The sequence below is a fragment of the Rhodanobacter caeni genome (assembly GCF_039523575.1).
GTDB classification, from domain to species: domain Bacteria; phylum Pseudomonadota; class Gammaproteobacteria; order Xanthomonadales; family Rhodanobacteraceae; genus Rhodanobacter; species Rhodanobacter caeni.
In genome coordinates this window covers 817100-842053 of sequence record NZ_BAAAFO010000002.1, presented here as the reverse complement: position 1 = coordinate 842053, position 24954 = coordinate 817100, and the positions used below count along the sequence as shown (strand labels likewise).

The following is a 24954-nucleotide window of genomic DNA, read 5'->3' as shown; positions in this document are numbered from 1 at the left end:
TTGGTTTCTACCGCCCACGCTCCTCGGGGTGCCCATGCCCATCCACGTCATCACCGCCGACATCACCCGCCTGGGCGTCGACGCCATCGTTAACGCGGCCCAGCCCAGCCTGCTCGGCGGCGGCGGGGTGGACGGCGCCATCCACCGCGCGGCCGGGCCGCGATTGCTGGCGGCCTGCCGCGCGCTGCCGCAACCATCGCCCGGCGTGCGCTGCCCCACCGGCGAGGCGCGCATCACGCCGGGCTTCGACCTGCCCGCACAGCATGTGATCCACACCGTGGGGCCCGTGTGGCACGGCGGCAGCCACGGCGAGCCGGACCTGCTGGCCAGCTGCTATCGCCACGCGCTGCAGCTGCTGCGCGCGCATCGGTTGCGCACGATCGCGTTTCCGGCGATCAGCTGCGGCGTCTACGGCTACCCCGCCGAGCCCGCCGCGCGCATCGCCGTGGCCAGCGTGCGCGCGGAACTGGCCGACGACCCGGCCATCGAGGTGCAGCTGTGCGCCTTCAGCGAAAGCATGGGCGCGATCCTGCGCCAGGCGCTCAGTGAAGATTGAACGGATACAGCGGCGGCAGATCCTGGTCGCCCGGCGCCGCGCCTGACGCGCGCCAGACGAAGCCGCGCTTGAACACGGCCGCGAGGTCGTCCTCGCCCGATGCCACGCCGGCATAGTGGCGTTGCTGCAGATGCTCGATCGCGCGGCGCTGGGCCTCGTCGGCCAGCGCCGCGGCAAGGTCGCCCAGGTTTCGCAGCGAAGGCCGCTCGGCACGCGCCCAGGCCAGCAGGCTGCGCACCTGCGCCGCGCTGTCGCTGCCGCGGGCGGCCGCCAGAAAAGCCAGCCGCAGCTGCCGCGTGCTGTCCGCTGCCACCGCGCTCGGCACCGCCGTCGACGCACGGCGCCGACGCCAGCGCCACAGCAACCAGCCCAGCGCGCTCAGCAACCACAGGCCGATGCTGGCCAGCGCCAGCCAGCGCCACCACGGCGCGGCGCCGGCGGCGGCGGGGACGGGCGGCGATACCGCTGCCGGAGCGGCCGCGGATGCCGCTGGCGGCATGGCAGCGGCGCTTGCCGCGCCCGTCGCCGGCAGCACGGTCACGCTGTGCGCGGGGATGCGCGCCACTTCCTCCGTGTTGGTCTGCACGTTCCACCACTTCAGCGTGGTGGCGGGCAAGGTCAGGGTGCCGGCGCGGGTGGGCACCACGGCAAACGCCTGTTCGCGATGGCCCTTCAACCAGCGGCCGTCGTTGTCGGTGCCCGTTACCGGTTTGTCCGGATACACCGTGGCGCCGTCGATCGGCGGCAGGCTCAGCTCAGGCAAGGCTTCGAAGGGGATGCCGGTGGCCTGCAGTTTCATGCGCAGGTTCAGCGGCTGTCCCACCCGCACCTGGTCGGCGCTGTCGGGCCAGCCGCTGAGGGTCAGGCGCAAGTCGCGCGCCGGCAGCCAGGCACTCTTGCCCCAGTCCGCCGGCGCGGCCTTCACCTCGACCGAGGCACCCGGCGCGCTCGCGCTCACCGGCGTGCTGGCGCCGAAGAAACTGTTCGGATCGCGCGGGTCGACCATGTCGCCCTGGAAGCCCAGCGGCGGAATCTCGATGTGGCCGGCGCGCTGCGGGATCAGGGCAAAGCGGCGCTCCAGCACATGGTAGGCGCGACCGCCGCGCTGGGCGTCGTAGTTGAGGTCGTCACCGATGCGGCTGACCTGCACGCCGTCGATCTGCGGGGTGTCCAGCGAGCCGCCAGTGAGATCGACCGCGTAATACAGCCGCACCACGTAGCTCAACTGCTGGCCCACATAGGCCTGGCCCGGTTCGACCTGCGCCTCCATGAACACGTCGCCCTGCGCGGCACGCGCCGCGTTCGGATCGGGTGGATCCACCTGCAGCTGCAACGGGGTGGTCTGCATGCCGGCCAGGGTCAGCGCGGGAATCTCAAGCGTGCCGGTGTGGCGCGGCCGCAATGCCACGCCCAGGGTCAGCTCCGAGGTACGGCGGCCGTTGATGATGCTGAGGCTGCGGTTCTGCGACGTGCCCAGGATGCTGAAGTCCTGGTTCAGCGCGGAAAGATCCGGCGCGGGCAGGTTGCCATCGTAATCGTTGATGCGCAGGTTGAGCGTCACCGTCTCGCCCAGTTGCACGGTGCTGCGATTCAGCGTGGCCTGCACGCTGGCGGCGTGAACCAGCGCAGGCATCAGCAGCCATGGCAGCAAGGCCAGCAGGTGACGGAGTTTCACGGTTGGGCATCCTCGTTCGATGCGCCGCCATGGCGCTGCTGATATTCCAGTTCGAATTTCCGCCGCAGCAAGGCGCCCGGATCATCCGGCACCCGCTGCAGCGCCTGGCGCAGATCGGCGGGCAACTTCGCGCTGGCATCGTCGTCGCCCGCCGCGCCCAGCTGGTGGGTGCGCGGCGAGCCTTCCTTCTTCGAGCCGGCCAGCGCGTCGTCCATCTGCTGTTTCAGCGCCTGCTGCGCCTGTTCCGCGCGTGCCTGCTGTTCGGCCGATGGCGGTGATGCCGGCTTGTCCGGCGCGTTGTTGCCGGCGTCCTGCGCCTTGTCCTGCCGGCCGGACTTGTCCGGATCCGAATCGGGACGTCGGCTGTCTTTCCCGGCTGACTCTGCGTCACCCGGCTTCGATTTGTGCTGGTCTTCCTGACCCTTTTCCGACGACTTCGGCGGCGGCTTTCCATCCGAACCTTGCGAGGAATCCGAGCCTTCCTGCTTGTTCTTGTCCTGCCCGTTCTCGCCTTGCCCGTTCTGGTTTCGGGACGGCGCGTTCTTGTCATCCTTCTTGCCGGCCCCGGATTGGGATTTGTCCGATGGCGGTTGCTTCTTCTGCTGGCGCAACCAGTCTTCCACCGCCTTGCGGTTGGCCGAGGCGTCGGCGTTGGCCGGATCGATTTTCAGGGCCTTGTCGTAGGCGGCGATGGCCTGCGGATACTGGCCTTGCCGTGCCAGCGCGTTGCCGAGGTTGTAGGCGGCGTCGCTGCCCGGCGCTTTTTCCAGCGCCTTGGCCGCAGCGGCGTAATCGCCCGCACGGTAGGCGGCAGCGCCGCGCCATTGCGGATCGCGGGCCAGTTGCTGCGCCTGTTTCGGCTGGCCTTGCCGCAGCGCCTGGGCCGCCTGCTGATCCGGTCGCTGCCACCAGTCCTGCCAAGTGCCGGCTTGCGCCGGGGTGGGCAGGCACGGCAGCAGGACCAACGGCAGCAGCAACAGCCAGCCGCGGCGGAACGCCAGCGCCGCGATCAGCAGCAGGGGCAACAGCAGCCACGCGCCCTGGTCCTGCCATTGGTCGCCCTTCTGGGTCGTCGGCACGGTGCCGGACGCGGTACGCAGCAAGGCATGCAGGGCGTCCACGTCGGTGCCGTCGGCGCTCATCGGCAGATAGCGGCCACCGCCGGCGGCGGCCAGCGCGGCCAGCGCGCCGTCGTCGCGCTTGGCCAACAGCAAATGACCCTGGGCGTCGTGCAGGAAACCATCGGCCAGCGGTACCGGCCCGCCCTGGGTGGTGCCGACACCGAGTACCGAGACGCGCACACCGGCGGCGCGCGCGGCGCGTGCGGCAGCCTGCGCAGCGTCATCGGCCTGGTCGGTGACGAGCACCAGCGACGCGTTCGCCACCTTGGCGCCCTTGATCAGGGCCATGGCGCGCTCGATGGCGCGCGCCGCATCATTGCCGTCCACCGGCATGGTGTCGGGCGCCATCGCGTCCAGCAGGTCGTCCAGGCTGTGGACGTCGGTGGTCAGCGGCGCCACCACGAAAGCCTCGCCGGCGTAGCCGATCAGTGCGTTGAGGCCATCGCGATTGCTGGCCAGGAGGTCATGCACCTTGAAGCGCGCGCGCGCGATGCGGCTGGGGGCAACGTCGTGCGCCAGCATGCGCTGGGACAGCGAGATCGCCACCACCTGCGCCGCGCGTTTGGCATACAGCGGTTGCTCCACCTGGCTCCAGGTCGGGCCGGCCATCGCCAGCACCGCCAGTGTCCAGCCTGCGGCAAACAGCCACCACGGCAGGCGTGGCGAACCGGCGCGCCCCTGCAACAGATGCGGCAACAGTTCGGCATCGACCAAGCGCGACAGTTCGCGCTGCGCCGAACCGCGCCGCGCGCCCAGCCACCACCACAGCGGCAGCAGCAGCAACGCGGTCAGCCACCACGGCTGCAGGAAATGAAAATGCTGCACGAGCTGGTTCACGCGGCGGGCTCCAGCGGCCGCACGCTTCGCCGCGACGCCATCGCCAGCAACAGCAGGATCACCGCCGCGCCCAATGGCCAGCGGAACCATTCGTGGCGTGGCCGCAGCGCGGGGCCGTGCTGGGGCATCGGTTCCAGCGCGTCGATCGCCCGGTACGCGTCGGCCAGCTCATCGCTGTCGGTAGCTCGAAAGAAGCGGCCGCCGGTCTCCTTGGCGATCGCGGTGAGCATGCGGGCATCCAGATCGGCCGACGGATTCACCAGCCGGCTGCCGAAGAAATCGGGCACGCGCATCCGCGTGGCGCCGATGCCGATGGTGTAGATGCGCACGCCGGCGGCCTTGGCGGCGCGCGCCGCATCGCGCGGTTCGATGCTGCCGGCGTTGTTGACGCCGTCGGTAAGCAGCACCAGCACCCGCGCCGGCTCGGGCAGCGCGGCGAGGCGTTTCACCGCCACCGCGATCGCATCACCGATGGCCGTCTCGGTACCGGCCAACCCGACCGCCGCGCCCTGCAACTGCGCGCGCACGGCGCCGAGGTCGTAGGTCAGCGGCGTCACCAGAAACGCCTGGCTGCCGAACAGGATCAGACCCAGTTCGTCGCCACTGCGGCGGCTGATGAAATCGCCCGCGATCGCTTCCACCGCGCCAAAGCGACTGACCCGGTGGCCGGCCAGTTCCATGTCATCGGTCTGCATGCTGCCGGACAGGTCCACCGCCATCATCAACGCGCGCCCGCTGCGCTGCTGCGCCTGGGGCGGACCGACCCACTGCGGCCGCGCCGCGGCCGCCAGCAGGCACAGCCAGGCCAGCGCCAGCAGCCACGGCATGATCCCGCGCGTGGGCTGCCCGGCGGCGCGCGACAGCTGCAGGCCCGGCTGCGGCAGATGCAGCGCCTGTGCCGGCGCCGCCGCGCGCACCAGGCGGCGCAGCAGCCACGGCAATGGCAGCAGCACGGCGACCCACGGCCAGGCAAACTCAAGCATGGTTCGACTCCAGCGCGGGATCGGCCACGGCCCGCCTGCGCCGCTTCCAGTTCCTGTCGCGCAATGCCTGCCGCAACCACTGCCGCGCGGCATCCAGGGCCGCCGTGTGATCGAATGCGCCCGGTTGATAGATGTGTCGATCCAGCGCCACCAGGACATCCAGCGCAGCGGCGTCCAGCGGTATCCGCGCCAGCGTCTGCCGCCATGCCTCACCGCGTTGGCGCCCGGCCAGCGGCACGTGCTGGCGCGCCACCCGTCGCAGCAACTGCTGGATGCCGCCGGCCAGTGCGGCGGGGTCGCCATCGTGCCGGTACTGCGCCGCCACCTGCTCCAGTTCTTGCAGGACGCGTTGCCGACGCCGCCGCGTCCGCCGATAGCGACGCCAGCCCCAAGCCGCCAGCGACACGCCGACGAGGATGCAAGCGGCGAGCACCCACCATCCCGGCGCGGGCGGCCACCAGGAAGGTTCCGGCGGCAGGTGGATATCGCGCAGCACGGGGCCTTGCGTCGATGCCGCCGACACGGGCGCAGCAATCGCGATCATCATCGCGTCCCCTTCGCCGCACCCAGCACGGCGGACACCGCGACCAGCGGATCGGTCTGCGTGTCGACAGCCTGCCAGCGCGTGCCGGTGGACCGGGCCAGTTGCCCCAGCCGCGCACTGCCCGCGCCCAGCGCCTGCTGGAAGTCGCGGCGCTGGCGTTCGCCCTGCAGCACCACCTCGTAGCGCTCGCCCGCATGCTCCAGCGGATAGTGACCCGGCGGCGGCAGCGATTGCTCCAGTGCATCGGCCACCACCAGCACGCCGGTGCCGACGTGCTGGCGCAAGGACAGCCATCGTGCCCGCGCGTCGGCATCGCAACTGAAACCATCGCTGATCAGCAACACCCGGTTCGCCCCGTGCAGCAGGCGGCCGGCGCGCACCAGCGCATCGGACAGGGATTCGGCGCGCGCCGGTTGCCGTTCGGCCTGCGCATCCCAGTCGGCCAGCGCGCCGCATACCGCCAGCGCACCGCGGGCGCCGGGGCGTGGCCGCAGCAGCGCGTCGGTCTGGCCAAACGCCATCACCCCGACCCGCTCGCCCGCGCGGGCGGCGTACCAGGCGGCGCATGCCGCAAGCCGCGCGGCCTGCACCGACTTGAAGCGCCGGCGGGTACCGAAACGCATGCTGGCATGGGTGTCCAGCAAAATCATCAGGCAACCCTCGCGATCCTCCTGGAACAGCTTGGTATGCAGTTTTCCGCTGCGTGCGGTAAGCCGCCAGTCCAGCCTCCGCACGTCGTCGCCGGCCTGGTAAACGCGCGATTCGGCGTAATCCATGCCGCGGCCGTATAGACGGCTGGACTGCTGGCCGCTGCGCGTGGCGCGACTGGGCATCGACGCTATCCGCACGCGGCCGACCCGCGCGCGCAGCGCGATCAGCTCGGCCAGCGATACGCTGCGGCGGCCGTCGCCATCCGGGTGTGGGGCGGCGACGGCGTTCACGGCAGCGGCACGAGATCCAGCAGCCGGCCGATTACCTGGTCGGGACGCACGCCCTCGGCTTCGGCCTCGTAGCTCAGCAACACGCGGTGGCGCAATACCTCGTGGGCCACGCCATGCACGTCCTCCGGCAACACGTAGTCGCGCCCGGCCAGCCAGGCGCGGGCACGGGCGCAGCGATCCAGCGCGATGGTGGCGCGCGGGCTGGCGCCCCACGCGATCCAGCGCTTCAGCTCGGCGCCATAGCGCGCGGCATCGCGCGTGGCCAGCACCAGTTGGGTGAGGTACTCCTCCAGCGGCTGGCTCATGTGCACGGCCATGGCGGCATCGCGCGCGGCGAACACGTCGGCCTGGCCAAGCAACGCAGGTGCCGTGGCGACGGGATGCGCGCGGCGGCTGGCCTGTTCGCGCGCCAGCTTCAGGATGGCCAGCTCGGCCGCGGCATCCGGGTAACCGATGGTGACGTGCATCAGGAAGCGGTCAAGCTGCGCTTCGGGCAGCGCGAAGGTGCCTTCCTGCTCGATCGGGTTCTGCGTGGCCATCACCATGAACAGGTCCGGCAGGTGCCAGGTGGCGCGGCCTACGGTGATCTGCTGCTCGGCCATCGCTTCGAGCAGGGCCGACTGCACCTTGGCCGGCGCGCGATTGATCTCGTCGGCCAGCACGATGTTGTGAAACAGCGGCCCGCGCTCGAATTCGAAGCTGCCCGTTTGCGGCCGGAAAACATCGGTGCCGGTGAGATCGGCCGGCAGCAGGTCGGGCGTGAACTGCACGCGGTGGAAATCCGCCTCGATCCGCGACGCCAGCGCCTTCACCGCGGTCGTCTTGGCCAGGCCCGGCGCACCCTCCACCAGCAGATGCCCGTCCGCCAGCAAGGTGACCAGCAGGCAGTCGATCAGATGCGGCTGGCCGATGATGCAGCGTTGCAGCTCCTCGCGAAGTTGGGCAAAGGATTGCTGCAGGGGATTGAGGGCGGGCGTTTCGGGCATATCCATCATCGATTCCGTTTTTGCTGGCGTGGACGCCTGCGGATGCGCGAGCACGGCCGCAGGCCTGGTGCTCCTCATGACCGGACCGCGTTGCCGTTCGGGAGACGGACGGCGCTGCGGTGGCCGTCGGGCGTTTCGCAGGCCGCGAGGATGCAGCGCCTGGCAAGCGCAGGCGTGCAACTGACCACGATGATGCCCGGAAGTTTAATCCGCGAGGTGGCCGGCACAGTGACCGGCAAGAAAAAGGCGGCCGCAGCCGCCTCTTTCTTCCATCGACAGCGCTGGTCTACTGCAACGTCTCGCTGAGAATGCGCGGCGTCACGAAGATCAGCAGCTCGGCCTTGCTCTCGTTGCGCGAGGTCTTGCGGAACAGCACGCCCAGGCCCGGAATGTCGCCCAGGCCCGGCACCTTGGAGGTGGAGTTGGCCTTGTTGATCTCGTAGATGCCGCCCAGCACCACGGTCTGCCCGTTGTCCACCAGCACCGAGGTGTTGATCTCGCGGGTGTCGATGGTGGGGATCTGGCCGCCGCCCGGCACCGGCACGTAACCGGCGATGGCGTCCTTCTTCACGTTGATCATCAGGTAGACGCGGTTGTCGGCGGTGATCGTGGGCGTCACCTTCAGCTCCAGCACCGCATCCTTGAACTGCACGGTGGCGGTGCCGCTACCCGAGCCCGCGCCCGCGCCGCCGCTGTTCTGGAAGGTCACGTAGCCCACTTCCTGGCCCTGGCGGATCACCGCTTCCTGCTGGTTGGCGGTGATCACGCGCGGGCTGGAGATGACTTCGCTGCGGCCTTCGGTCTGCGCGGCCGACAGTTCCAGGTCGAGCGCGTAGTTGGCACCCAGGATGGCCAGGCCGAAGCCGCTGGTGGCGCCGCCTGCGGGCAGGTTCACGTTCATGCCGCCAGTGGGCAGCGTGACAGACCCCTTGTGCGGAGGCGCACCCGTAGCACCGTTGGCGAACCAATCGGTAACGTCGTTGCCATACTTGATGTTGTTATTTCTGACGTCGGTGGCGTACTTGAGCGCATCACCGCCCTTGCCGCCCAGCGTGATCAGGTTGTTGCTGTTGGTCTGCACCCCGGACACGCCCCACTTGGCGCCCAGTTCGCGGGTGAAGTCGTCGTTGGCCACCACGATGCGCGATTCGATCAGCACCTGCTGCACCGGACGATCCAGCTTCGCGATCAGCAGGCGCAGCTGCTCCAGCTTTTCGGGGGTGTCGTTGAGCAGCAGGGTGTTGGTGCGCTCGTCGTAGGACACGCTGCCGCGGCGCGACAGGAAGCCGCGGCTGTTGCCGGCACCGCTGCTGCTGCCGCCACCGCCCTGCATGCTGCCGGTGGTCAGCAGCTTGGCGATGTCGGCGGCCTTGCCGTAGCTGATGGGAATGTAGGTGGTGATGAGTTCGGCGTTGTCCTGCGCCTTCAGGCGCGCCTGGGCGACGTCGTCCTCGTACTTGGCCAGCTCCTGCTGCGGCGCGATCCACACCACGTTGCCGTCACGACGCTTGTCCAGGCTCTTGGCGCGCAGGATCACGTCCAGCGCCTGGTCCCAGGGCACGTTGACCAGCCGCAGCGTGACACTGCCGCCCACGCTGTCGGAGGCCACCAGGTTGAGGCCCGAGATGTCGGCGATCAGCTGCAGCGCCGAACGCACCGGGATGTCCTGGAAATTGAAGGTGACGCGCTTGCCGTTGTACACCGGCGGCGCGCCCGCCTTGCTCAACGCATCGGGTTTTTCCTCGGCGCGACGCGGCGCGACCTGCACCACGTACTGGTTGCCGCTCTGGTACGACGACGTTTCCACTTCACCCTTGGTGGCGATCTCCATGTGCACGCCGCCCATGCCGCCACTGCGGGTGACGATGGACTGCACCGGCGTGGCGAAATCCAGCGTATCCAGCCGCTGTGCCAGGTTGGGCGGCAGGGTGGCGTGATCGATGTCGACCACCACCTTGTCGCCCTTGCGGACCATTTCGGCGTTGGCGCCGCTGCCGCTGAAGGTGATCAGCACCTTGCCCTCGCCGTTGGGGCCGCGGCGGAAATCGATGTTGCTGACGGACGGACCGACCATCGAGGACGGCAGTGCCTTGGACGGATCGATGGCGGAGGCGGTGGTGATGGACTGGTCGCCGGTGCCGTTGTTGATCGTCAGCAGCAGGCTGTTGCCCTTGACGCTCGAGCGGTAGCTGGACGCCCGCATCAGCTCGACCACCACCCGCGTGCGGCCGCCGGCCGATACCGCGGTGACGCCCGAGGTGGAGCCCTTGCCGATGGCCAGATGCCGCTGCGCCGCGTTGTCGGTATCGGCAAAGTCCACGGCGATGCGTGGCGGCGTGTCCGTGGTGAAGAATTTCGGCGACGGCACGGCGCTGTTGGCGAAGCTGAGGTGGAGCTCAACCGCGCCGCCCGGCAGGGTGTCGTAGCTGATGTCCTTCAAGGTGTTGCTGGCGGCCATGGCCGTGCCGGCCCAGGTCGCGCCGGCCAGCAGAAGGCCGAACAGCATGTAGCGAGTGGCATGGCGCATTGCACGGCCCCGGACGGATTGGATTTCGTTGGTCATTGGCATCAGCCCCTGTATTCCTATTGCTCGCCGAGCGCGATGCTGGCCGGACGTTCCATCCAGCCACCATTGCCATTCGAAATCAGCTCGACCAGCTCGATGTGGTCCTCGCTGATGGCGGTAACGCGTCCGTAGTTCTGGCCCATGTATTCGTTGCGATGCACCTGGTGGATCACGCGGGCCGGGTCCTTCACCAGGGCGATGGCGCCCGGTCCGGTACCGATCGTGCCGACCATCTTCAGGCTATCCAGGGCGAACGCTTCCAGCGGCTCCTTGGCACGGTCGGCATCCGGCCGCGGGCCAGTGCTGGCGGCGGCGACGCTGCTTTCCATTTCGGTGGCGCTGGGACTGAAGGGATCGCGCCGATCCTGGTCGTTGTAGGTGAACGTCTCGAACGTCTTGATCACCGGCAGGGGCTGGATCGGCTGGCCCTTGCGGGCCTTTTCCTTCGCGACCCAGTCGCGCAGGTCGGACATGCCGCGGGTGCAGCCGCTGAGCACCAGCGCGATGGCCAGCATCAGCAATGCGCCCACGACCCGGCCCGGCTTGATGGCAGCAAACTTGATCATTTCCGCCCCCCGGCCTTTTTCTTGTGCGTCGGCTTGGCCTCGGCGCTCTCGTCATCATCGAGATAACGATAGGTCTTTACCGTCCCCTGCAGCACCAGCTGGCCATCGGAGGCGCCGCCGGCCTTGGACGGGCTCTTGGGCGTGAGCGACACATCGTGCAAGGTGAGGATGACCACCCGCGGCAGCGAAGCCACGCCGCTGATGAACGAGCCGAACTGGTGGTAGGTGCCGCTCATGCGCAAGGTGATGGGCTTCTCGGCGTAGAAGTCCTTCTTGGTTTCGTTGCCGGGCTGGAACAGCTCGGTCTGCAGGCCGGCCGACAACGCGGTTTGCGAAATGTCGACCAGCAGCTCGGGCATCTCGGTCTTGCTGGGCAACTGGCGCAGCAGTTGCCGCAGCATGTCCTGCATCTCGTCGAGCTGCTGCTGCAATGCCTCCAGGTTGACGGCCTTGGCCTGCTTGGCGGCAAAGTCCTTCTTGAGCTGTTCTTCCTTGGTGGCCAGCGTGGCCAGTTCGTCCTGCTGGCCGCTGACGGAGACGTACCAGCCGATGAACACGATGACCACGAACAGCAGGCCGGTGAAGAACATCTTTACCGAGGATGGCCAGCCGCCGACGTTGTTACGGTCCAGATTGCGGATGTCGTTGAAGAACTTCATCAGTGAGTTCCTCCGGTCGCCGCTTTCCTGCCGGCTGGCGCGGGAACGCTGGCGGCTGCGGCCGGGGCATTGTCACCGGCGACAACCTCGTCGGTCTTCGGCTTGTTCAGGGCCACGGTCAGGCCGAAGTTGTAGGGCATGCGGGTGGCGTTGTGGCTGTTCTCGGTCTTGGTGAGGTCGGCGTGACCCATCCACGGCGAGGACTCGATGTTGCGCATGTACTCGGCGACGCTGGCATTGGACTGGGCCGCGCCATTGAGCGTCATCGACTGCCCGCCCTGCTTGAGGCTGGTCAACCGCACGCTGGAGGGAATGGTTTTCACCAGTTCGTCGAACAGGTGCACCATCTGCGAACGGTCGGCCTGCAGCTGCTCGATGATCTCCTTGCGGGCCAGCAGGCGCTGGCGCACTTTTTCCAGATCCTTGATCTTGGCGATGCGCACATCCAGCTGCTTGATCTCGGTCTGCAGGTAGCCGTTGCGCTCGTTCTGGTTGTCGATGCGCTGGCCCATCCAGAACATCCACACCAGCACCACCAGCACGCCGGCCACCGCGGCGGCGCCCAGCTGCATGTAGAACTCGCGCTCGCGCTGCTTGCGACGTTCGGCGCGCCAGGGAAGTAGGTTGACGTGTGCCATCAGTCGAAGCTCCTCAGCGCGAGGCCGACGGCGATCATCAGCGAAGGCGCGTCCTGGGCCAGCGATTGCGATTGCGACTGCACCCGCGGCGCCAGCGACATGCGGGCCAGCGGGTTGGCGACCACGCACGGCACGCCCAGTTGCTCCTGCAGCATCGGCGCCAGCCCCTCGATGGAGGCGCAGCCGCCGGCCAGCATCACCTGGTCGACCTTGCTGTATTCGCTGCCTGCGAAGAAGAACTGCATGAGCCGGCCGACCTGCTGCACCAGCGACTCCTTGAACGGGTCCAGCGCTTCGCTGGCGTAGGACTCGGGCAGGCCGCCCTTGCGCTTGGCGCGGCCGGCCTCCTCGTAGGAGAGCCCGTAGCGGCGCATGATCTCGTCGGTCAACTGCTTGCCGCCGAAGACCTGCTCACGCGAATAGATGGTGCGCTGGTTGCGCAGCACGGACAGCGTGGTCATGGTGGCGCCGATATCGACCACGGCCACCAGCGCGTCGCGCGCCACGTTCATCTGGTCGGCCACCATGGCGAAGGCGTTTTCCATGGCGAACGCCTCGACGTCGATCACGTTGGCGGTTAGCCCGCCCAGATCCAGCGCCGCCACGCGCATGTCCACGTTCTCGGTGCGGGAGGCGGCCAACAGGATGTTGTTCATGTCCGGGTTGTCGCGAACCGGGCCGATGACTTCGAAGTCGAGGCTGACCTCCTCGATCGGATACGGGATGTACTGGTTGGCCTCGACCTGGATCTGCCCCTCGAGGTCGTCATCGGACAGTTCGGCCGCCATCGGGATGATGCGGGTGATGACCGCCGACCCCGCCACCGCCGCGGCGGCGTGCTTCACCTTGCTGCCGGAGCGCGCCATGGCCCGACGGATGGCGTCGCCGACCGCCTCGACCTCGACGATGTTCTTCTCGACCACCGCATTGGGTGGCAGCGGCTCGACCGCGTAATGCTCCACGCGGAAACGCCCGCCCGCCTGGCTGAGCTGCAGCAGCTTGACGGCAGTCGAACTGATGTCGACACCAATCAATGGCGGCTTCTTGGGTGTAAAGAGACCCACGGTGTTTCCCCCTTGCCCCTGAGTCCGGACCGGAATCCCGGTCGGTACGCCACGGCATTAAATCGAAAAATTTTCGTAATGGCAACGGCCTACACGAACTTTCTCAAGCATTTCTCGTGATAGCCACCACAGTTGCGCTCATCCCCCGGCGGCATGGCATGGCCGTGCGCCCCCCGCGCGATCCCCGTGGATTACCCCCGCTGACCCGGTGCCGGAACGCCTTCAATATTGCGCCATCTATACTCTGGCATGTTTTGACTCAAGTCTCGCTAACCGTATCCATGCATATTTTGAAGCGTCTGTTTCGCTGGGCCCTGATCCTGGCTTTCTCCGGTTTGCTGCTGGGTATCCTCGCGGTAGGCGTGACGTACTGGTTGATCGCGCCGCGTCTGCCATCCGTCGCGGTACTCAAGGACTACCACATGCAGGTGCCGCTGCGCGTGCTCAGCGCCGACGGCAAGCTGATCGCCAGCTTCGGCGAAACCCGCCGCATACCGGTGGATATCGGCAAGGTGCCCGACCGGCTGAAGCATGCGGTGCTGTCGGCCGAGGATGCCGATTTCTACCACCACCCGGGCGTGGACTGGCACGGCATCCTGCGCGCGGCCTGGCATGTCATCGAGACGGGCGGCGACAAGGGCTCGGGCGGATCGACGATCACCCAGCAGGTGGCGCGCAATTTCTTCCTCAGCCCCGAGAAGCTGTATTCGCGAAAGATCACGGAGATCTTCATCGCGCTGCGCATGGAGCAGGAACTCAGCAAGGACCAGATCCTCGACCTGTACCTCAACAAGATGTTCCTCGGCCACCGCTCCTACGGCGTGGCCGCGGCCGCTTCGTATTACTACGGCAAGACGCTGGATCAACTGACGGTGGCCGAGTCGGCGGCGATCGCGTCCAGCTTCCAGCTGCCATCGGCGGTCAACCCGATCAACAGCCCCAAGCGCCTGCTGGCGCGGCGCAACTGGGTGCTGAGCGAAATGCTGCGGCACGGCTATATCACCCGCGCGCAATACGAGCAGGCGCGGGCCGAGCCGAACCACGGCGCACCGCATGAACAGCCGATCGAACTGGATGCGCCGTACCTCGCCGAAATGGTTCGCCGCCAGGTGCTGGACCGCCTCGGCAACGACGCGCTGACCGAGGGCTACGTGGTCAAGACCACCTTGCGCAGCGACCGCCAGCAGGCAGCCGTGGACGCACTGCGCCGCGGCCTCGTCGCCTACGACCGCCGCCATGGCTGGCGCGGTGCGGAGGCCCACCAGGACCTGCCCGCCAACGCGGGCCCATCGGATTACCGGCAGGCGCTGTCGGGCTACACCGATATTTCCGACATGGAGCCGGGCCTGGTGATCGCCAGCGGCACCCATCGCGCCGCGGTTTTCCTGCGCAACGGCGAGACTGTCGAGCTGTCGCTGGAAAGCATCGGCTGGGCCCGGCCGCATCTGGGCGACGGCCGCGTCGGCGCCACGCCGACCTCGGTGGACAGCGTCATCAAGCGCGGCGACATCGTGCGCCTGTCGACCGATGACAAGGGCGCGTGGCAACTGACCCAGATCCCGGCGGTACAGGGGGCCCTGGCATCGGTGAACCCCGAGGACGGCTCGATCCAGGCTCTGGTGGGCGGCTTCAATTTCATGCGCAGCAAGTTCAACCGCGCAGTGATGGCCGCGCGCCAGCCGGGCTCCAGCTTCAAGCCCTATCTCTACTCGGCGGCGCTGGACCACGGCTTCACCACGGCGTCGATCATCAACGATGCCCCGCTGGCCCTGCCCGACCCGTCCCGGCCCGGCGGCCTGTGGACGCCGAACAACGACGACGGCAAGTTCGCCGGCCCGATGCGGCTGCGCGAGGCGCTGGTGCAGTCGAAGAACCTGGTGTCGATCCGGCTGCTGGCGGCCATCGGCGTGCGCTACACGCGCGAATACCTGACCCGCTTCGGTTTCGCGCTCGACGCCATTCCCGCCAACCTGTCGATGGCGCTGGGCACGGCGTCGGTGTCGCCGATGGGCATGGCCCGCGGCTACGCGGTGTTCGCCAATGGTGGCTACCTGGTGACGCCGTACTTCATCAGCGAGATCGACGACCGCACCGGCGCGGCGGTCTACGTGGCCAACCCTTCGCGCGCCTGCCGCGATTGCCAGGCACGTCTGCTCGACACCAGCGTCGCCGGACCACCACCGGCGGACATGACCGCGACCCCGGCCAACAACCTGGCCCATGCCGCATCGGCGCCGGACACCGCCGAAGACGGCATCGATGCGGTGGGCGACGCCGTCCTGCCGCCGGACGCGCACGGAGACGGCAACCACCCGCCCATCCTGGCGCCACGCGTGCTGGATCCGCGCAACGATTTCCTGACCACCTCGCTGATGAAGGACGTGATCCTGCGCGGCACCGGCTCCGCCGCACGCGCACTCGAACGCGACGACCTGGCCGGCAAGACCGGCTCCACCAACGACCATCACGACGCCTGGTTCGTGGGCTTCAACGGCGACCTTTCCACCGCCGTGTGGGTGGGTTTCGACAACTACGATTCGCTGGGGCGGGGCGAGTTCGGGGCCAAGGCCGCATTGCCGATCTGGATGGATTACATGGGCGCCGCGCTCAAGGGCCTGCCATCGAACGCGCTGCCGATGCCACCGGGCATCGCGACGGTCACGATCAACCGCGACAACGGCTTGCCGACCACGCCCGACGACCCCAACGGCATCAGCGAAATCTTCAAGGTGGAGGATGTCGATCGCCTGCGCGCACAGGCGCAGCAGCAGAAGGAGCAGGAGCAGCAACGCGCCTACGACATCTTCTGACCGCTGCCGCCGGGCGCGCCGCGCGCAAGCTCGGGCGGCGCGCGCCGTCGGCCATTCATCGCGGCGCGCGACAGTGGTAGGGTGGCTTCGTCACCCGCGCGCCGATGCCGTCGACGCGCTGGCACACGCACGAACGAACGGACGGACCCGTCCACGCAATGGAGATGAGCATGGCCCGAGGCGACCATCACCGCATCCATGCGCATGACCGCCTGCAACGCAGTCGCCTGCTGGTTGCCCAGGAGGCGGCGCGGTTGATGAGCGAGCACGGCATCCGGGATTTCCATCACGCCAAGACGAAGGCCGCCGAACGGCTGGGCATCCTGGAAACCCAGGCGCTGCCGCGCAACCAGGAGATCGAGCAGGCACTGCGCGAACGCCAGCGGCTGTTCCTGGCCGACAGCCAGCCGCAATCGTTGCGGCAGCGGCGCGAGGCGGCGGTGGAGGCGATGCGGTTCCTGGCCGCTTTCGAACCGCGGCTGGTGGGCGCCGTGCTGGAGGGCACGGCCGACGGGCACTCGGCGGTCTGCCTGCACGTGTTCAGCGACGATCCCGACGCGGTGGCGCTGTTCCTGCGCGACCACGGCGTTCCGGCCGACACCCAGACCCGGCGTTTGCGCGTCACCCGAACCGAGCTGGCGGAGTACCCGGTGTTGCTGTTCACCGCCGACGACCTGCCGTTCGACCTCACCGTCTTGCCGCGCAACGCGCTGCGCCAGGCACCGCTGGACCGCATCGACGAGAAGCCGATGCGCCGCGCCCCGCTGGCGGCGGTGGAGGCCCTGCTGTCCGAAGACGACGGAGGCGATCGGCTGGAACGCATGCTGGCCAACGCCAGCCGCCGACCTTAGGAACGCACCGGAGAGTGCGCGATGCTCTTTGCGGGGCAGGAGCCGCAAAAAGCCAAGACGTCGCGCCCGGATACGCTCCCGCAAGACGTGCGTGAAACGCAAACGCCCCGACAGGCCGGGGCGTTTGCTCATGCGATGACGCGGCTGCTCAGCGCTTGTCGGCGCTCACGTAATCGCGCACGTCGGCGCCGGTGTAGATCTGGCGCGGACGGCCGATGCGCGATCCCGGCGTTTCGTGCTGCTCGATCCAGTGCGCGATCCAGCCGGCGGTGCGCGCGATGGCAAACATCACGGTGAACATCTCGGTGGGAATGCCCAGCGCCTTGTAGATCAGGCCGGAGTAGAAGTCGACGTTCGGGTACAGCTTGCGCTCCACGAAGTAGTCGTCCTTCAGCGCCGCCTCTTCCAGCTTCAGCGCCACATCCAGCAGTGGATCCTTGACGCCCAGCTCGGCCAGCACCTTGTGGCACATCTCGCGGATGATCTTGGCGCGCGGATCGAAGTTCTTGTAGACGCGGTGGCCGAAGCCCATCAGGCGGAAGCTGTCGTTCTTGTCCTTGGCGCGCAGGACCGCCGATGCGACGTTGTCCGGCGTGCCAATTTCCTCCAGCTGCTTGAGCACCGCCTCGTTGGCGCCGCCGTGTGCCGGGCCCCACAGCGCGGTGATGCCGGCGGCGATCGACGCATACGGATTGGCGCCGGTGGAACCGACCAGGCGCACGGTCGAGGTGGACGCGTTCTGCTCGTGATCGGCATGCAGGATGAACAGCAGGTCCAGCGCCTTGGCGGCCACCGGGCTCATCTGCAAGGGCTCGCTGGGCACCTCGAACATCATGTGCAGGAAGCGGTCGACGTACTCCAGGTTGTTGCGCGGGTAGCGCAGCGGCCAGCCGATCGAGTAGCGGTAGCAGGCCGCCGCGATGGTGGGCATCTTCGCGATCAGGCGGATCGCCGCCATCTTGCGGTCGACCGGGTCATCGACATTCAGGTCGTCGTGGTAGAACGCCGACAGCGAGGCAATCGACGCGGCCAGCATCGCCATCGGATGGGCATCGTGGTGGAAGCCCTGGAAAAAGTTCTTCAGCGACTCGTGCATCATCGTGTGATGCGAGACGTCGTGCTCGAACTTGTCGAACTCGGCCGCGTTGGGCAGCTCGCCATTGAGCAGCAGATAGGCCACTTCGAGGAAGCTGGAGTTGGCCGCCAGCTGCTCGATCGGGTAGCCGCGATACAGCAGCACGCCCTTGTCGCCGTCGATGTAGGTGATCGCGCTCTTGGTGCTGGCGGTGCTGGCGTAGCCCGGATCATAGGTGAAGTGCCCGGTGTCCTTGTACAGCGTGCCGATGTCGATGCAGGCCGGTCCCAGCGTGCCACTGATCAAGGGCAGCTCGCTGCTGCGCTGATTCGACTCATCCAGCAGTTTGACGATCTTGGGAGTGGACACGAAAACCTCCTTCAAAAAAGTTCATCGCGAGGGCGAGCCGCAAAGCGACGCCTTTCAGCGGGGGAATGGTGTGCATCGCGTGGGACACGCATGCGATGCGGCAGACGCGGGGGCGTCGGGAAAAGCGCCATTATCGCACAACGATCCGCGCGCATCCGCAGGCGGACGGGGAACGACGCGCACAAAAAAGCACGGGGCGAGTCGATGCTCGCCCCGTGCGTGGCCAGACGAGTTGCCCATGTCGGCAACCCCGGCGGCATTACTCTTTGACGGTGCCCGCGTAGCGGCGGCGGAACTTGTCGACGCGGCCGCCCACGTCCAGCGACTTCTGCTTGCCGGTATAGAACGGATGCGAGTGGCTGGAGATATCCACTTTGACGAGCGGATACTCGTTGCCGTCCTCCCACTTGATGGTTTCCTTGCTGGAAATGGTCGACTTGGTCAGGAAGGCAAAGTCGGACGACAGATCCTGGAACACCACCGGGGCGTAGTTCGGATGGATATCGGGCTTCATGGCTTACTCAAAAGCGGCGGGAGAAAAGAGCGGCATTGTAGCGGCCCGACGGCAATCACCGCAAGCCAGGGGGTTGCGGCCCGCACGCTACCGCTCCGCAGCGCCCAGCGCCCGCCGCACCATGGCGCCGAAACGCGCCTGGTCCACCTCCAGCACGATGTTGGCGTTGGCCGCCGCGCCACGCCGCCCGGCCCAGTCCACCACGGTGGCGCCACGGGTCAGCCGGCCATCGAGCTCCACCGCCACGGCGCGCCTTTCGCTGCGGATGACGATGGCGGGGTCGAGCGCGACCGCCATCGCCAGCGCATCGGCGGCGATGATGCCGCGACGCTCGTGCTTGCGATTGAACGCCCGCGCGGTGCCCGCGATGCGGCCGTAGAAATCCGCACGGTGATCGCCCGAACGCAGCCACCTGTCGAACGCATCCTCGTCGAAGGCGTGGCGCAGCGTCGCCTCCCAGTCGACCAGGTCGAACGAGGGAAACGCCTCGAACACCACGTGCGCGGCTTCAGGATCGAAACCGATATTGAACTCGGCCGGAATCGTGCCGGTATTGCCGTGTCCGGTGACCGCGCCGCCCATCACCACCAGCCGGGCGACGCGCTGCGGCAGGGTGGGGTCGAGCCGCAGCGCCAGGGCCAGGTTGGTCAGTGGCGCCAGCGCCACCAGGGTCAGCTCGCCGGGCCGTTCGCGGGTAAGCCGAAGCAGGGCCAATGCGGCCGGCTCATCGGCCACGGCGGCCTTCGGTGCGGGCAGGCCGATGTCGCCGAAACCGTCCTGGCCGTGCACGAAAGCGGCGTCCTCGCCCGGCGCACGCACCAGCGGCGAGCCACAGCCGGCAAACACTGGCGTGCCGCCGCCCAGGAGGTCGACCAGCGCGCGCGCATTGCGCACCGTATGCGCCATGCCGACGTTGCCGGCGGCGATGCTGAGCGCGGCGATGTCGGCATCGGCATGCGCCATCAGGATCGCCAGCGCATCGTCCACGCCGGGGTCGGTGTCGATCAGCAGTTGCGGTCGGGTCATGGGTGTCTTCATGAGGGGAATACGCAGTGTAATGGGTGAGAATTTTGGGGTAGATCAAGAGCGCCCCCATCCGCCCTGTCGGCCACCTTCCCCCGCACGCGGAGGAAGGAAACTCGGGGAGCTTGCCGCAACCTGCTGTTCCTTCCCCCGCTCGCGGGGGAAGGTGCCGAAGACGGATGGAGGGGACGCTTTTTGCCATAGCATCCACTCCCCCGCCGTTCCCCGCTCACGCATGCGCATACCGCGCCGCGCCGCCAATCCATCGTTCGATGAGCCGACCGGCCTGATCCGGGTGATCGGCCAGCATGCTCTGGCCAACCTCCTGCACGGCGGGCAACAGGTGCGCATCGCGGGCCAGGTCGGCGATGCGAAAGCTCAACTGGCCGGTCTGGCGGGTGCCCAGCACTTCGCCGGGGCCGCGCAGTTCCAGGTCTTTTTCGGCAATGCGGAAGCCGTCGTTGCTGTCGCGCATCACCTGCAGCCGCTCGCGCGCCAGTTGGCCCAGCGGCGGTTGATAGAGCAACACGCAATTGGACGCGACCGCACCGCGACCCACGCGCCCGCGCAACTGGTGCAGCTGGGCCAGGCCCAGGCGCTCGCTGTTCTCGATCACCATGACGCTGGCGTTGGGCACGTCCACGCCCACTTCGATGACGGTGGTGGCGACCAGCACGGCGAGGCGGCCGGCCTTGAAGGCATCCATCACCTGCTGCTTCTGCGCCGGCTTCATGCGTCCGTGGATCAGCCCGACGCGGGTTTCGCCGATGGCCGCCGACAACTCCGCGTGGGCCACCTCCGCGGCCTGCGCGCGCAATTGTTCGGATTCCTCGATCAGGGTGCACACCCAGTACACCTGCCGGCCTTCGGCGCAGGCGGCCTGGATGCGTTCGATCACGTCGAAACGGCGCGCGTTGGAAATCGCAATGGTCTGCACCGGTGTGCGCCCGGGAGGCAGCTCGTCGATGGAGGAGACGTCGAGGTCGGCGTAGGCGCTCATCGCCAGCGTGCGCGGTATCGGCGTGGCAGTGAGCACCAGCTGATGCGGCACCTGCTCGGTTCCACCGATCGCCACGGCCTCGTCGGTCATGCCCTTGTCGCGCAGCGCCAGCCGCTGCTGCACGCCGAAGCGGTGCTGCTCGTCCACGATGACCAGTCCAAGCCGGGAGAAATTCACGCCCTCCTGCATCAACGCGTGCGTACCCACCAGCACCGGGGCGCCGTGCGCCACGCGCTCCAGCACCTGCCGCCGCGCCTTGCCGGTGACCTTGCCGGCCAGCCATGCCACCTCGATGCCCAGCGGCTGCAGCCATTGCCGGAAATTGTGCAGATGCTGCTCGGCCAGCAATTCGGTCGGCGCCATCAGGGCCACCTGGTGGCCGGACGACACCGCGGCCAGCGCGGCCAGCGCCGCCACCACCGTCTTGCCGCTGCCGACGTCGCCCTGCACCAGGCGCAGCATCGGCCGGGTCTGCGCGAGATCCTGCGCCACCTCGGCGCCGACGCGCTGCTGCGCCCGCGTCAGCTTGAACGCCAGCGTGGCCAGGAAGCGTCGCTGCAGCGCGCGATCCATTACCAACGCAGGCGCATGCCGCAGGCGCACGGCCTCGCGCATGCGACGCAGGCTCAGGTGCTGGGTCAGCAATTCCTCGAACGCCAACCGCTGTTGCGCCGGATGGCGGCCCAGGGTGAGTTGCGCCAGCGGCGCGTCCGGCGGCGGCCGATGCACATAGAGCAGCGCCTCGCGCAGCGAAGTGAGGCCATGCTCGGCGCACAGCGCGGGCGGGATCAGTTCCAGTTGCGGCGCCGGCGGCAACAGCGCCAGGGCCTTGCCGATCACGCCGGCCAGCCGCTTCTGGCCCAATCCTTCGGTGGTGGGATAGACCGGGCTGAGCACCTCGTCGACGGCCACCGCGTCGTTGCCGTCCAGCCGGCGGTATTGCGGGTGCACCATCTCCAGCGCATTCGCGCCGTGGCGTATCTCGCCATAGCAAAGCAACCGCGTGCCCGGCACCAGTTGTTCGGCCTGGGCGCGGTTGAAATGGAAAAACCGCAGCAACAGGGTGTACCCGCTGCCATCGCCGATCGCCACCTTCAGTTGCGGGCGGTAGCGGAAGCCGCGCTCCACCGCCTCCACCACGCCTTCCACCTGCGCCCGCTCGCCGGCGCGCAGGTCGGCCATCGCGGTGACGCGGGTCTTGTCCTCGTAACGCAGCGGCAGGTGGAACCACAGATCCTGCACCCGCTCCAGTCCCAGCCGCGCCAGCGCTTTCACCAGCGCGGGGCCGACACCGGGCACGGTCGACACCGGTGCGAGACCGGCTTCGGCGGAAGCGACGGGGTGGGGAGAAGCCATCTGCCAAGCCTAGCCGAGACGTCGCGTGGCGCGCGGCCCCACCATCGGCGCCAAGCGTCAGCGCAGGCCCTGGCCGCGGATCAGCCCAGCGCCATCACGGCGTCGACTTCCACCTGCGCGGCCTTGGGCAGCGCCGAAACCTCGATGGTGGAACGCGCCGGATACGGCGGCTGGAAATACTCGGCCATCACCGCATTGACGGCGGCGAAATTCGCCAGGTCGGTGACGTAGATGCCCACCCGCACGACCTGCGACAGGGAGCCGCCAGCCGCCTGCGCCACCGCGACCAGGTTGTCGAACACACGTCGCGTCTGCACGGTGATGTCGCCTTCGACCAGCGCGCCGGTGGCCGGGTCGAGCGGGATCTGGCCGGAGAAATACACGGTGTCGCCGGCACGCACGGCTTGCGAATACGGGCCGATGGCGGCGGGTGCGTCGGTGGTGGTGATGACGGTGCTGGACATGGGCGGCCTCGGCGCTGAAAACGCTCATTGTAGGAGCGCACCTTGTGCGCGAAAAGCTTGGCTTTCCGCCACACCTTTCGCACAAGGCGCTCCTACAGGGGGTACCGATACACCCCGCTGACCACGCCGGTGCGGCGCACGCGACGGATCACGTCGGCCAGGTGCTTGCGGCTTCGTACTTCGATCGCGAACACCAGCGTGGCGGCGGCGACGTCGCGCTCGACGTATTCCACGTTCTCGATATTGGAATCGGCCGCGGCAATGGCCGCCGCGATGGTGGCCAGCACGCCGGTGCGGTTGATCACCTCGATGCGCAGTTCGGCGCGGTAATCGCCCTGCACGTCGCGATCCCATTCGATCGCCACGCAGCGCTCGGGCGACTTGCGCAACTCGACCACGTTGGGGCATTCCTCGCGATGCACCACAATGCCCTTGCCGGAGGAGAGGTAGCCGATGATGTCGTCGCCGGGCAGCGGGTGGCAGCAATTGGCGAAGCTCAGCACGCCACGTTCGGCACCGGTGATGCGGATGTTCTCGTGCGCGTGCGGCACCGTCGGCAGTGACGCCTCACCCTTGCGCTTGCCGCGCAATTTCAGCAGCTGGCCGGCCACCACGTCGGGCATGCGGTTGCCCAGCGCGATATCCGAGAGCAGCTCCTCCAGCCGCTTCAGCTTGGAGGTTTCCAGGAAGCGGTCGAGCACGGTCGCCGTGATGTCGTCCAGGCTGCTGCCGCGGGCGTCCAGCGCGCGGTCGAGCATGCGATGGCCAAAATCCACCGCATCCTCGTGCTGCAGGTGTTTCAGGTACTGGCGGATCGCGGTGCGCGCCTTGCCGGTGACCACCGACTCCAGCCAGGCCGGGTTGGGCAAGGCCGATGGCGCGGTGATGATTTCCACCAGCTGGCCCGATTCCAGCCGCGTGCGCAGCGGCAGCAGTTTCTTGTCCACGCGCGCGGCCACCGCGTGGTCGCCCACGTCGGTATGCACCGCATAGGCGAAATCCAGCGCGGTGGCGTTGCGCGGCAGCGACAGGATGTCGCCGCGCGGCGTGAACAGGTAGACCTCGTCGGGGAACAGGTCGATCTTGACGTTCTCGATGAACTCGGCCGACGAGGTGGTGTTCATCTGGCTGTCGGCCAGCGACGAAAGCCACTCGCGCGCGCGCGCCTGCGCGCTGTTGGCGGGGCTGCTCTCGGTCTTGTAGGCCCAGTGCGCGGCCACGCCGCTCTCGGCGAACGAATCCATCTCGGCGGTGCGCATCTGCACCTCGATCGGCGCGCCGAAGGGCCCCAGCAGCACGGTGTGCAGGGACTGGTAGCCGTTGGCCTTGGGGATCGCGATGAAATCCTTGAAGCGCCGGTCGACCGGCTTGTACAGCGCGTGCACCACGCCCAGCGCCATGTAGCAGCTCATCACGCTGTCGGTGATGACGCGGAAGCCGTAGACGTCCATCAGCTGGGCGAAGCTCTTGTGCTCGTTGCGCATCTTCGAATAGATGCTCCACGGCGACTTGATCCGGCCCACCACGCGCACGGTGAGGTGTTCCGAAGCCAGCCGCGCGGCCAGCGCCGACTCGATCTTGCCCATCGCCTCGCGGCGATTGCCCAGCGCGGCGCGAATGCGTTCGCGGATCACCCGGTAGCGGTCCGGATACAGCGTGCGGAAGCCCAGGTCCTGCAGCTCGGCCTTGAACTTGTTCATGCCCAGGCGCTGCGCGATCGGGGCGTAGATCTCCAGCGTCTCGCGCGCGATGCGGCGGCGCGAGGCGGAATCCTTGGCGCCCAGCGTGCGCATGTTGTGCAGGCGGTCGGCCAGCTTGATCAGGATGACGCGCAGGTCGCGCGCCATCGCCAGCAGCATCTTGCGGAAGCTTTCCGCGTCGGCTTCCTGGCGGCTGCCGAAGCGCATCTTGTCGAGCTTGGTGACGCCATCGACCAGCTCGGCCACTTCCTCGCCGAATTCGCCGGCCAGCGCCTCGCGGCTGAGCTCGGTGTCTTCCAGGGTGTCGTGCAGGATCGCCGCGATGATGGTTTCGGTGTCCAGCCCCAGCTCGGCCAGGATGCCGGCCACGGCCACCGGATGGGTGATGTAGGGCTCGCCGCTCTTGCGTGACTGGCCGAGGTGGGCGCGCGCGCCGATCTCGTACGCCAGCAGCACGCGCTGCACCTGCGCCTCGGGCAGGTAGGCGATGCGCTCCTTCAGCGCCAGTACGTAAGGCGGCAACGCGGACAGGTCCCCATTGTCGCGATCGCCCAGCGCGGTCATTGCACCAGGCGCCGGATCAGGCGCCTGCCCCGCACGAACGTGAATCCAGGCCGATGGTCATGCGACGCGCGGCCGCCCGCGAACCGGCAAGG

General features: G+C 68.1%; 20 protein-coding genes. 3 read left to right on the top strand and 17 right to left on the bottom strand.

Annotated elements, in window-relative coordinates; translation table 11 throughout:
- Positions 1-34 precede the first annotated feature (34 nt).
- Complete coding sequence (locus ABD017_RS08170; protein WP_343881973.1) at positions 35-556, top strand: O-acetyl-ADP-ribose deacetylase; 522 nt, start codon at positions 35-37, stop codon at positions 554-556.
- On the opposite strand, the gene ABD017_RS08165 is transcribed toward ABD017_RS08170, so the two are convergent.
- The 11 genes from ABD017_RS08165 to ABD017_RS08115 form a co-directional block, all read right to left on the bottom strand.
- On the bottom strand, positions 543-2231 hold the full coding sequence (locus tag ABD017_RS08165) for a BatD family protein (RefSeq protein WP_343881971.1): 1689 nt from the start codon (positions 2229-2231) through the stop codon (positions 543-545). The genes ABD017_RS08170 and ABD017_RS08165 overlap by 14 nt on opposite strands.
- On the bottom strand, positions 2228-4189 hold the full coding sequence (locus ABD017_RS08160; protein WP_343881969.1) for a tetratricopeptide repeat protein: 1962 nt from the start codon (positions 4187-4189) through the stop codon (positions 2228-2230). The genes ABD017_RS08165 and ABD017_RS08160 overlap by 4 nt, the downstream gene beginning before the upstream one ends.
- A complete protein-coding gene (locus ABD017_RS08155; RefSeq protein WP_343881967.1) occupies positions 4186-5172 on the bottom strand; it encodes a VWA domain-containing protein in 987 nt (328 codons plus the stop codon). The genes ABD017_RS08160 and ABD017_RS08155 overlap by 4 nt, the downstream gene beginning before the upstream one ends.
- Positions 5165-5716 carry a DUF4381 domain-containing protein gene (locus ABD017_RS08150; RefSeq protein ID WP_343881965.1) on the bottom strand — a complete coding sequence of 184 codons (552 nt, stop codon included), beginning with the start codon at positions 5714-5716 and terminating at the stop codon, positions 5165-5167. The genes ABD017_RS08155 and ABD017_RS08150 overlap by 8 nt, the downstream gene beginning before the upstream one ends.
- Positions 5716-6657, bottom strand: a complete 942-nt coding sequence (locus ABD017_RS08145; protein ID WP_343881963.1) for a DUF58 domain-containing protein — start codon at positions 6655-6657, stop codon at positions 5716-5718. The genes ABD017_RS08150 and ABD017_RS08145 overlap by 1 nt, the downstream gene beginning before the upstream one ends.
- A complete protein-coding gene (locus tag ABD017_RS08140; protein WP_343881962.1) occupies positions 6654-7649 on the bottom strand; it encodes an AAA family ATPase in 996 nt (331 codons plus the stop codon). Before ABD017_RS08140 ends, ABD017_RS08145 begins: the two co-directional genes overlap by 4 nt.
- A gap of 280 nt (positions 7650-7929) precedes the next feature.
- The gene (locus ABD017_RS08135) at positions 7930-10170 is read right to left on the bottom strand and encodes a type IV pilus secretin PilQ (RefSeq protein WP_343881960.1); all 2241 of its coding nucleotides are present in this window, start codon (positions 10168-10170) and stop codon (positions 7930-7932) included.
- 56 nt (positions 10171-10226) lie between these two features.
- Positions 10227-10775 (bottom strand): pilus assembly protein PilP, encoded by a 549-nt coding sequence (locus ABD017_RS08130; protein ID WP_343881958.1) that lies wholly within the window; start codon positions 10773-10775, stop codon positions 10227-10229.
- Positions 10772-11434 (bottom strand): type IV pilus inner membrane component PilO, encoded by a 663-nt coding sequence (locus tag ABD017_RS08125; RefSeq protein ID WP_343881956.1) that lies wholly within the window; start codon positions 11432-11434, stop codon positions 10772-10774. Before ABD017_RS08125 ends, ABD017_RS08130 begins: the two co-directional genes overlap by 4 nt.
- Positions 11434-12072 (bottom strand): PilN domain-containing protein, encoded by a 639-nt coding sequence (locus tag ABD017_RS08120; protein ID WP_343881954.1) that lies wholly within the window; start codon positions 12070-12072, stop codon positions 11434-11436. The genes ABD017_RS08125 and ABD017_RS08120 overlap by 1 nt, the downstream gene beginning before the upstream one ends.
- Entirely contained in the window at positions 12072-13136 is a 1065-nt protein-coding gene (locus ABD017_RS08115) for a pilus assembly protein PilM (RefSeq protein WP_343881952.1), read from the bottom strand. Before ABD017_RS08115 ends, ABD017_RS08120 begins: the two co-directional genes overlap by 1 nt.
- A 281-nt stretch (positions 13137-13417) precedes the next feature.
- Between ABD017_RS08115 and ABD017_RS08110 the strand changes: the two genes are divergently transcribed.
- Positions 13418-15946, top strand: a complete 2529-nt coding sequence (locus tag ABD017_RS08110) for a penicillin-binding protein 1A (protein ID WP_343881950.1) — start codon at positions 13418-13420, stop codon at positions 15944-15946.
- 170 nt (positions 15947-16116) lie between these two features.
- Positions 16117-16797, top strand: a complete 681-nt coding sequence (locus tag ABD017_RS08105) for a hypothetical protein (RefSeq protein ID WP_425543684.1) — start codon at positions 16117-16119, stop codon at positions 16795-16797.
- Positions 16798-16945: 148 nt separating this feature from the next.
- Here the strand turns inward: ABD017_RS08105 and ABD017_RS08100 are convergent, their stop codons facing one another.
- From ABD017_RS08100 to ABD017_RS08075, 6 genes are all read right to left on the bottom strand, one after another.
- On the bottom strand, positions 16946-18241 hold the full coding sequence (locus tag ABD017_RS08100; protein WP_343881948.1) for a citrate synthase: 1296 nt from the start codon (positions 18239-18241) through the stop codon (positions 16946-16948).
- Between the two features lie 259 nt (positions 18242-18500).
- Positions 18501-18755, bottom strand: a complete 255-nt coding sequence (locus tag ABD017_RS08095; protein ID WP_343881946.1) for a type B 50S ribosomal protein L31 — start codon at positions 18753-18755, stop codon at positions 18501-18503.
- An 87-nt stretch (positions 18756-18842) separates the two neighbouring features.
- On the bottom strand, positions 18843-19781 hold the full coding sequence (locus ABD017_RS08090; RefSeq protein ID WP_343881944.1) for a nucleoside hydrolase: 939 nt from the start codon (positions 19779-19781) through the stop codon (positions 18843-18845).
- A 226-nt stretch (positions 19782-20007) separates the two neighbouring features.
- Positions 20008-22134, bottom strand: a complete 2127-nt coding sequence (gene recG / locus ABD017_RS08085) for an ATP-dependent DNA helicase RecG (RefSeq protein ID WP_343881942.1) — start codon at positions 22132-22134, stop codon at positions 20008-20010.
- Positions 22135-22214: 80 nt separating this feature from the next.
- Positions 22215-22598: a RidA family protein gene (locus ABD017_RS08080; protein WP_343881940.1), complete on the bottom strand. Its 384-nt coding sequence runs from the start codon at positions 22596-22598 to the stop codon at positions 22215-22217.
- Positions 22599-22690: 92 nt separating this feature from the next.
- A complete protein-coding gene (locus tag ABD017_RS08075; RefSeq protein ID WP_343881938.1) occupies positions 22691-24862 on the bottom strand; it encodes a RelA/SpoT family protein in 2172 nt (723 codons plus the stop codon).
- Positions 24863-24954 lie beyond the last annotated feature (92 nt).

Bases quoted from the DNA above. Each gene is read 5' to 3' on its own strand.
- recG (WP_343881942.1), bottom strand. From the start codon at position 22,134: ATGGCTTCTCCCCACCCCGTCGCTTCCGCCGAAGCCGGTCTCGCACCG.
- ABD017_RS08150 (WP_343881965.1), bottom strand. From the start codon at position 5,716: ATGATCGCGATTGCTGCGCCCGTGTCGGCGGCATCGACGCAAGGCCCC.
- ABD017_RS08170 (WP_343881973.1), top strand. From the start codon at position 35: ATGCCCATCCACGTCATCACCGCCGACATCACCCGCCTGGGCGTCGAC.
- ABD017_RS08095 (WP_343881946.1), bottom strand. From the start codon at position 18,755: ATGAAGCCCGATATCCATCCGAACTACGCCCCGGTGGTGTTCCAGGAT.
- ABD017_RS08155 (WP_343881967.1), bottom strand. From the start codon at position 5,172: ATGCTTGAGTTTGCCTGGCCGTGGGTCGCCGTGCTGCTGCCATTGCCG.
- ABD017_RS08120 (WP_343881954.1), bottom strand. From the start codon at position 12,072: ATGGCACACGTCAACCTACTTCCCTGGCGCGCCGAACGTCGCAAGCAG.
- ABD017_RS08080 (WP_343881940.1), bottom strand. From the start codon at position 22,598: ATGTCCAGCACCGTCATCACCACCACCGACGCACCCGCCGCCATCGGC.
- ABD017_RS08140 (WP_343881962.1), bottom strand. From the start codon at position 7,649: ATGGATATGCCCGAAACGCCCGCCCTCAATCCCCTGCAGCAATCCTTT.
- ABD017_RS08135 (WP_343881960.1), bottom strand. From the start codon at position 10,170: ATGCGCCATGCCACTCGCTACATGCTGTTCGGCCTTCTGCTGGCCGGC.
- ABD017_RS08105 (WP_425543684.1), top strand. From the start codon at position 16,117: ATGGCCCGAGGCGACCATCACCGCATCCATGCGCATGACCGCCTGCAA.
- ABD017_RS08125 (WP_343881956.1), bottom strand. From the start codon at position 11,434: ATGAAGTTCTTCAACGACATCCGCAATCTGGACCGTAACAACGTCGGC.
- ABD017_RS08110 (WP_343881950.1), top strand. From the start codon at position 13,418: ATGCATATTTTGAAGCGTCTGTTTCGCTGGGCCCTGATCCTGGCTTTC.
- ABD017_RS08090 (WP_343881944.1), bottom strand. From the start codon at position 19,781: ATGACCCGACCGCAACTGCTGATCGACACCGACCCCGGCGTGGACGAT.
- ABD017_RS08075 (WP_343881938.1), bottom strand. From the start codon at position 24,862: ATGACCGCGCTGGGCGATCGCGACAATGGGGACCTGTCCGCGTTGCCG.
- ABD017_RS08130 (WP_343881958.1), bottom strand. From the start codon at position 10,775: ATGATCAAGTTTGCTGCCATCAAGCCGGGCCGGGTCGTGGGCGCATTG.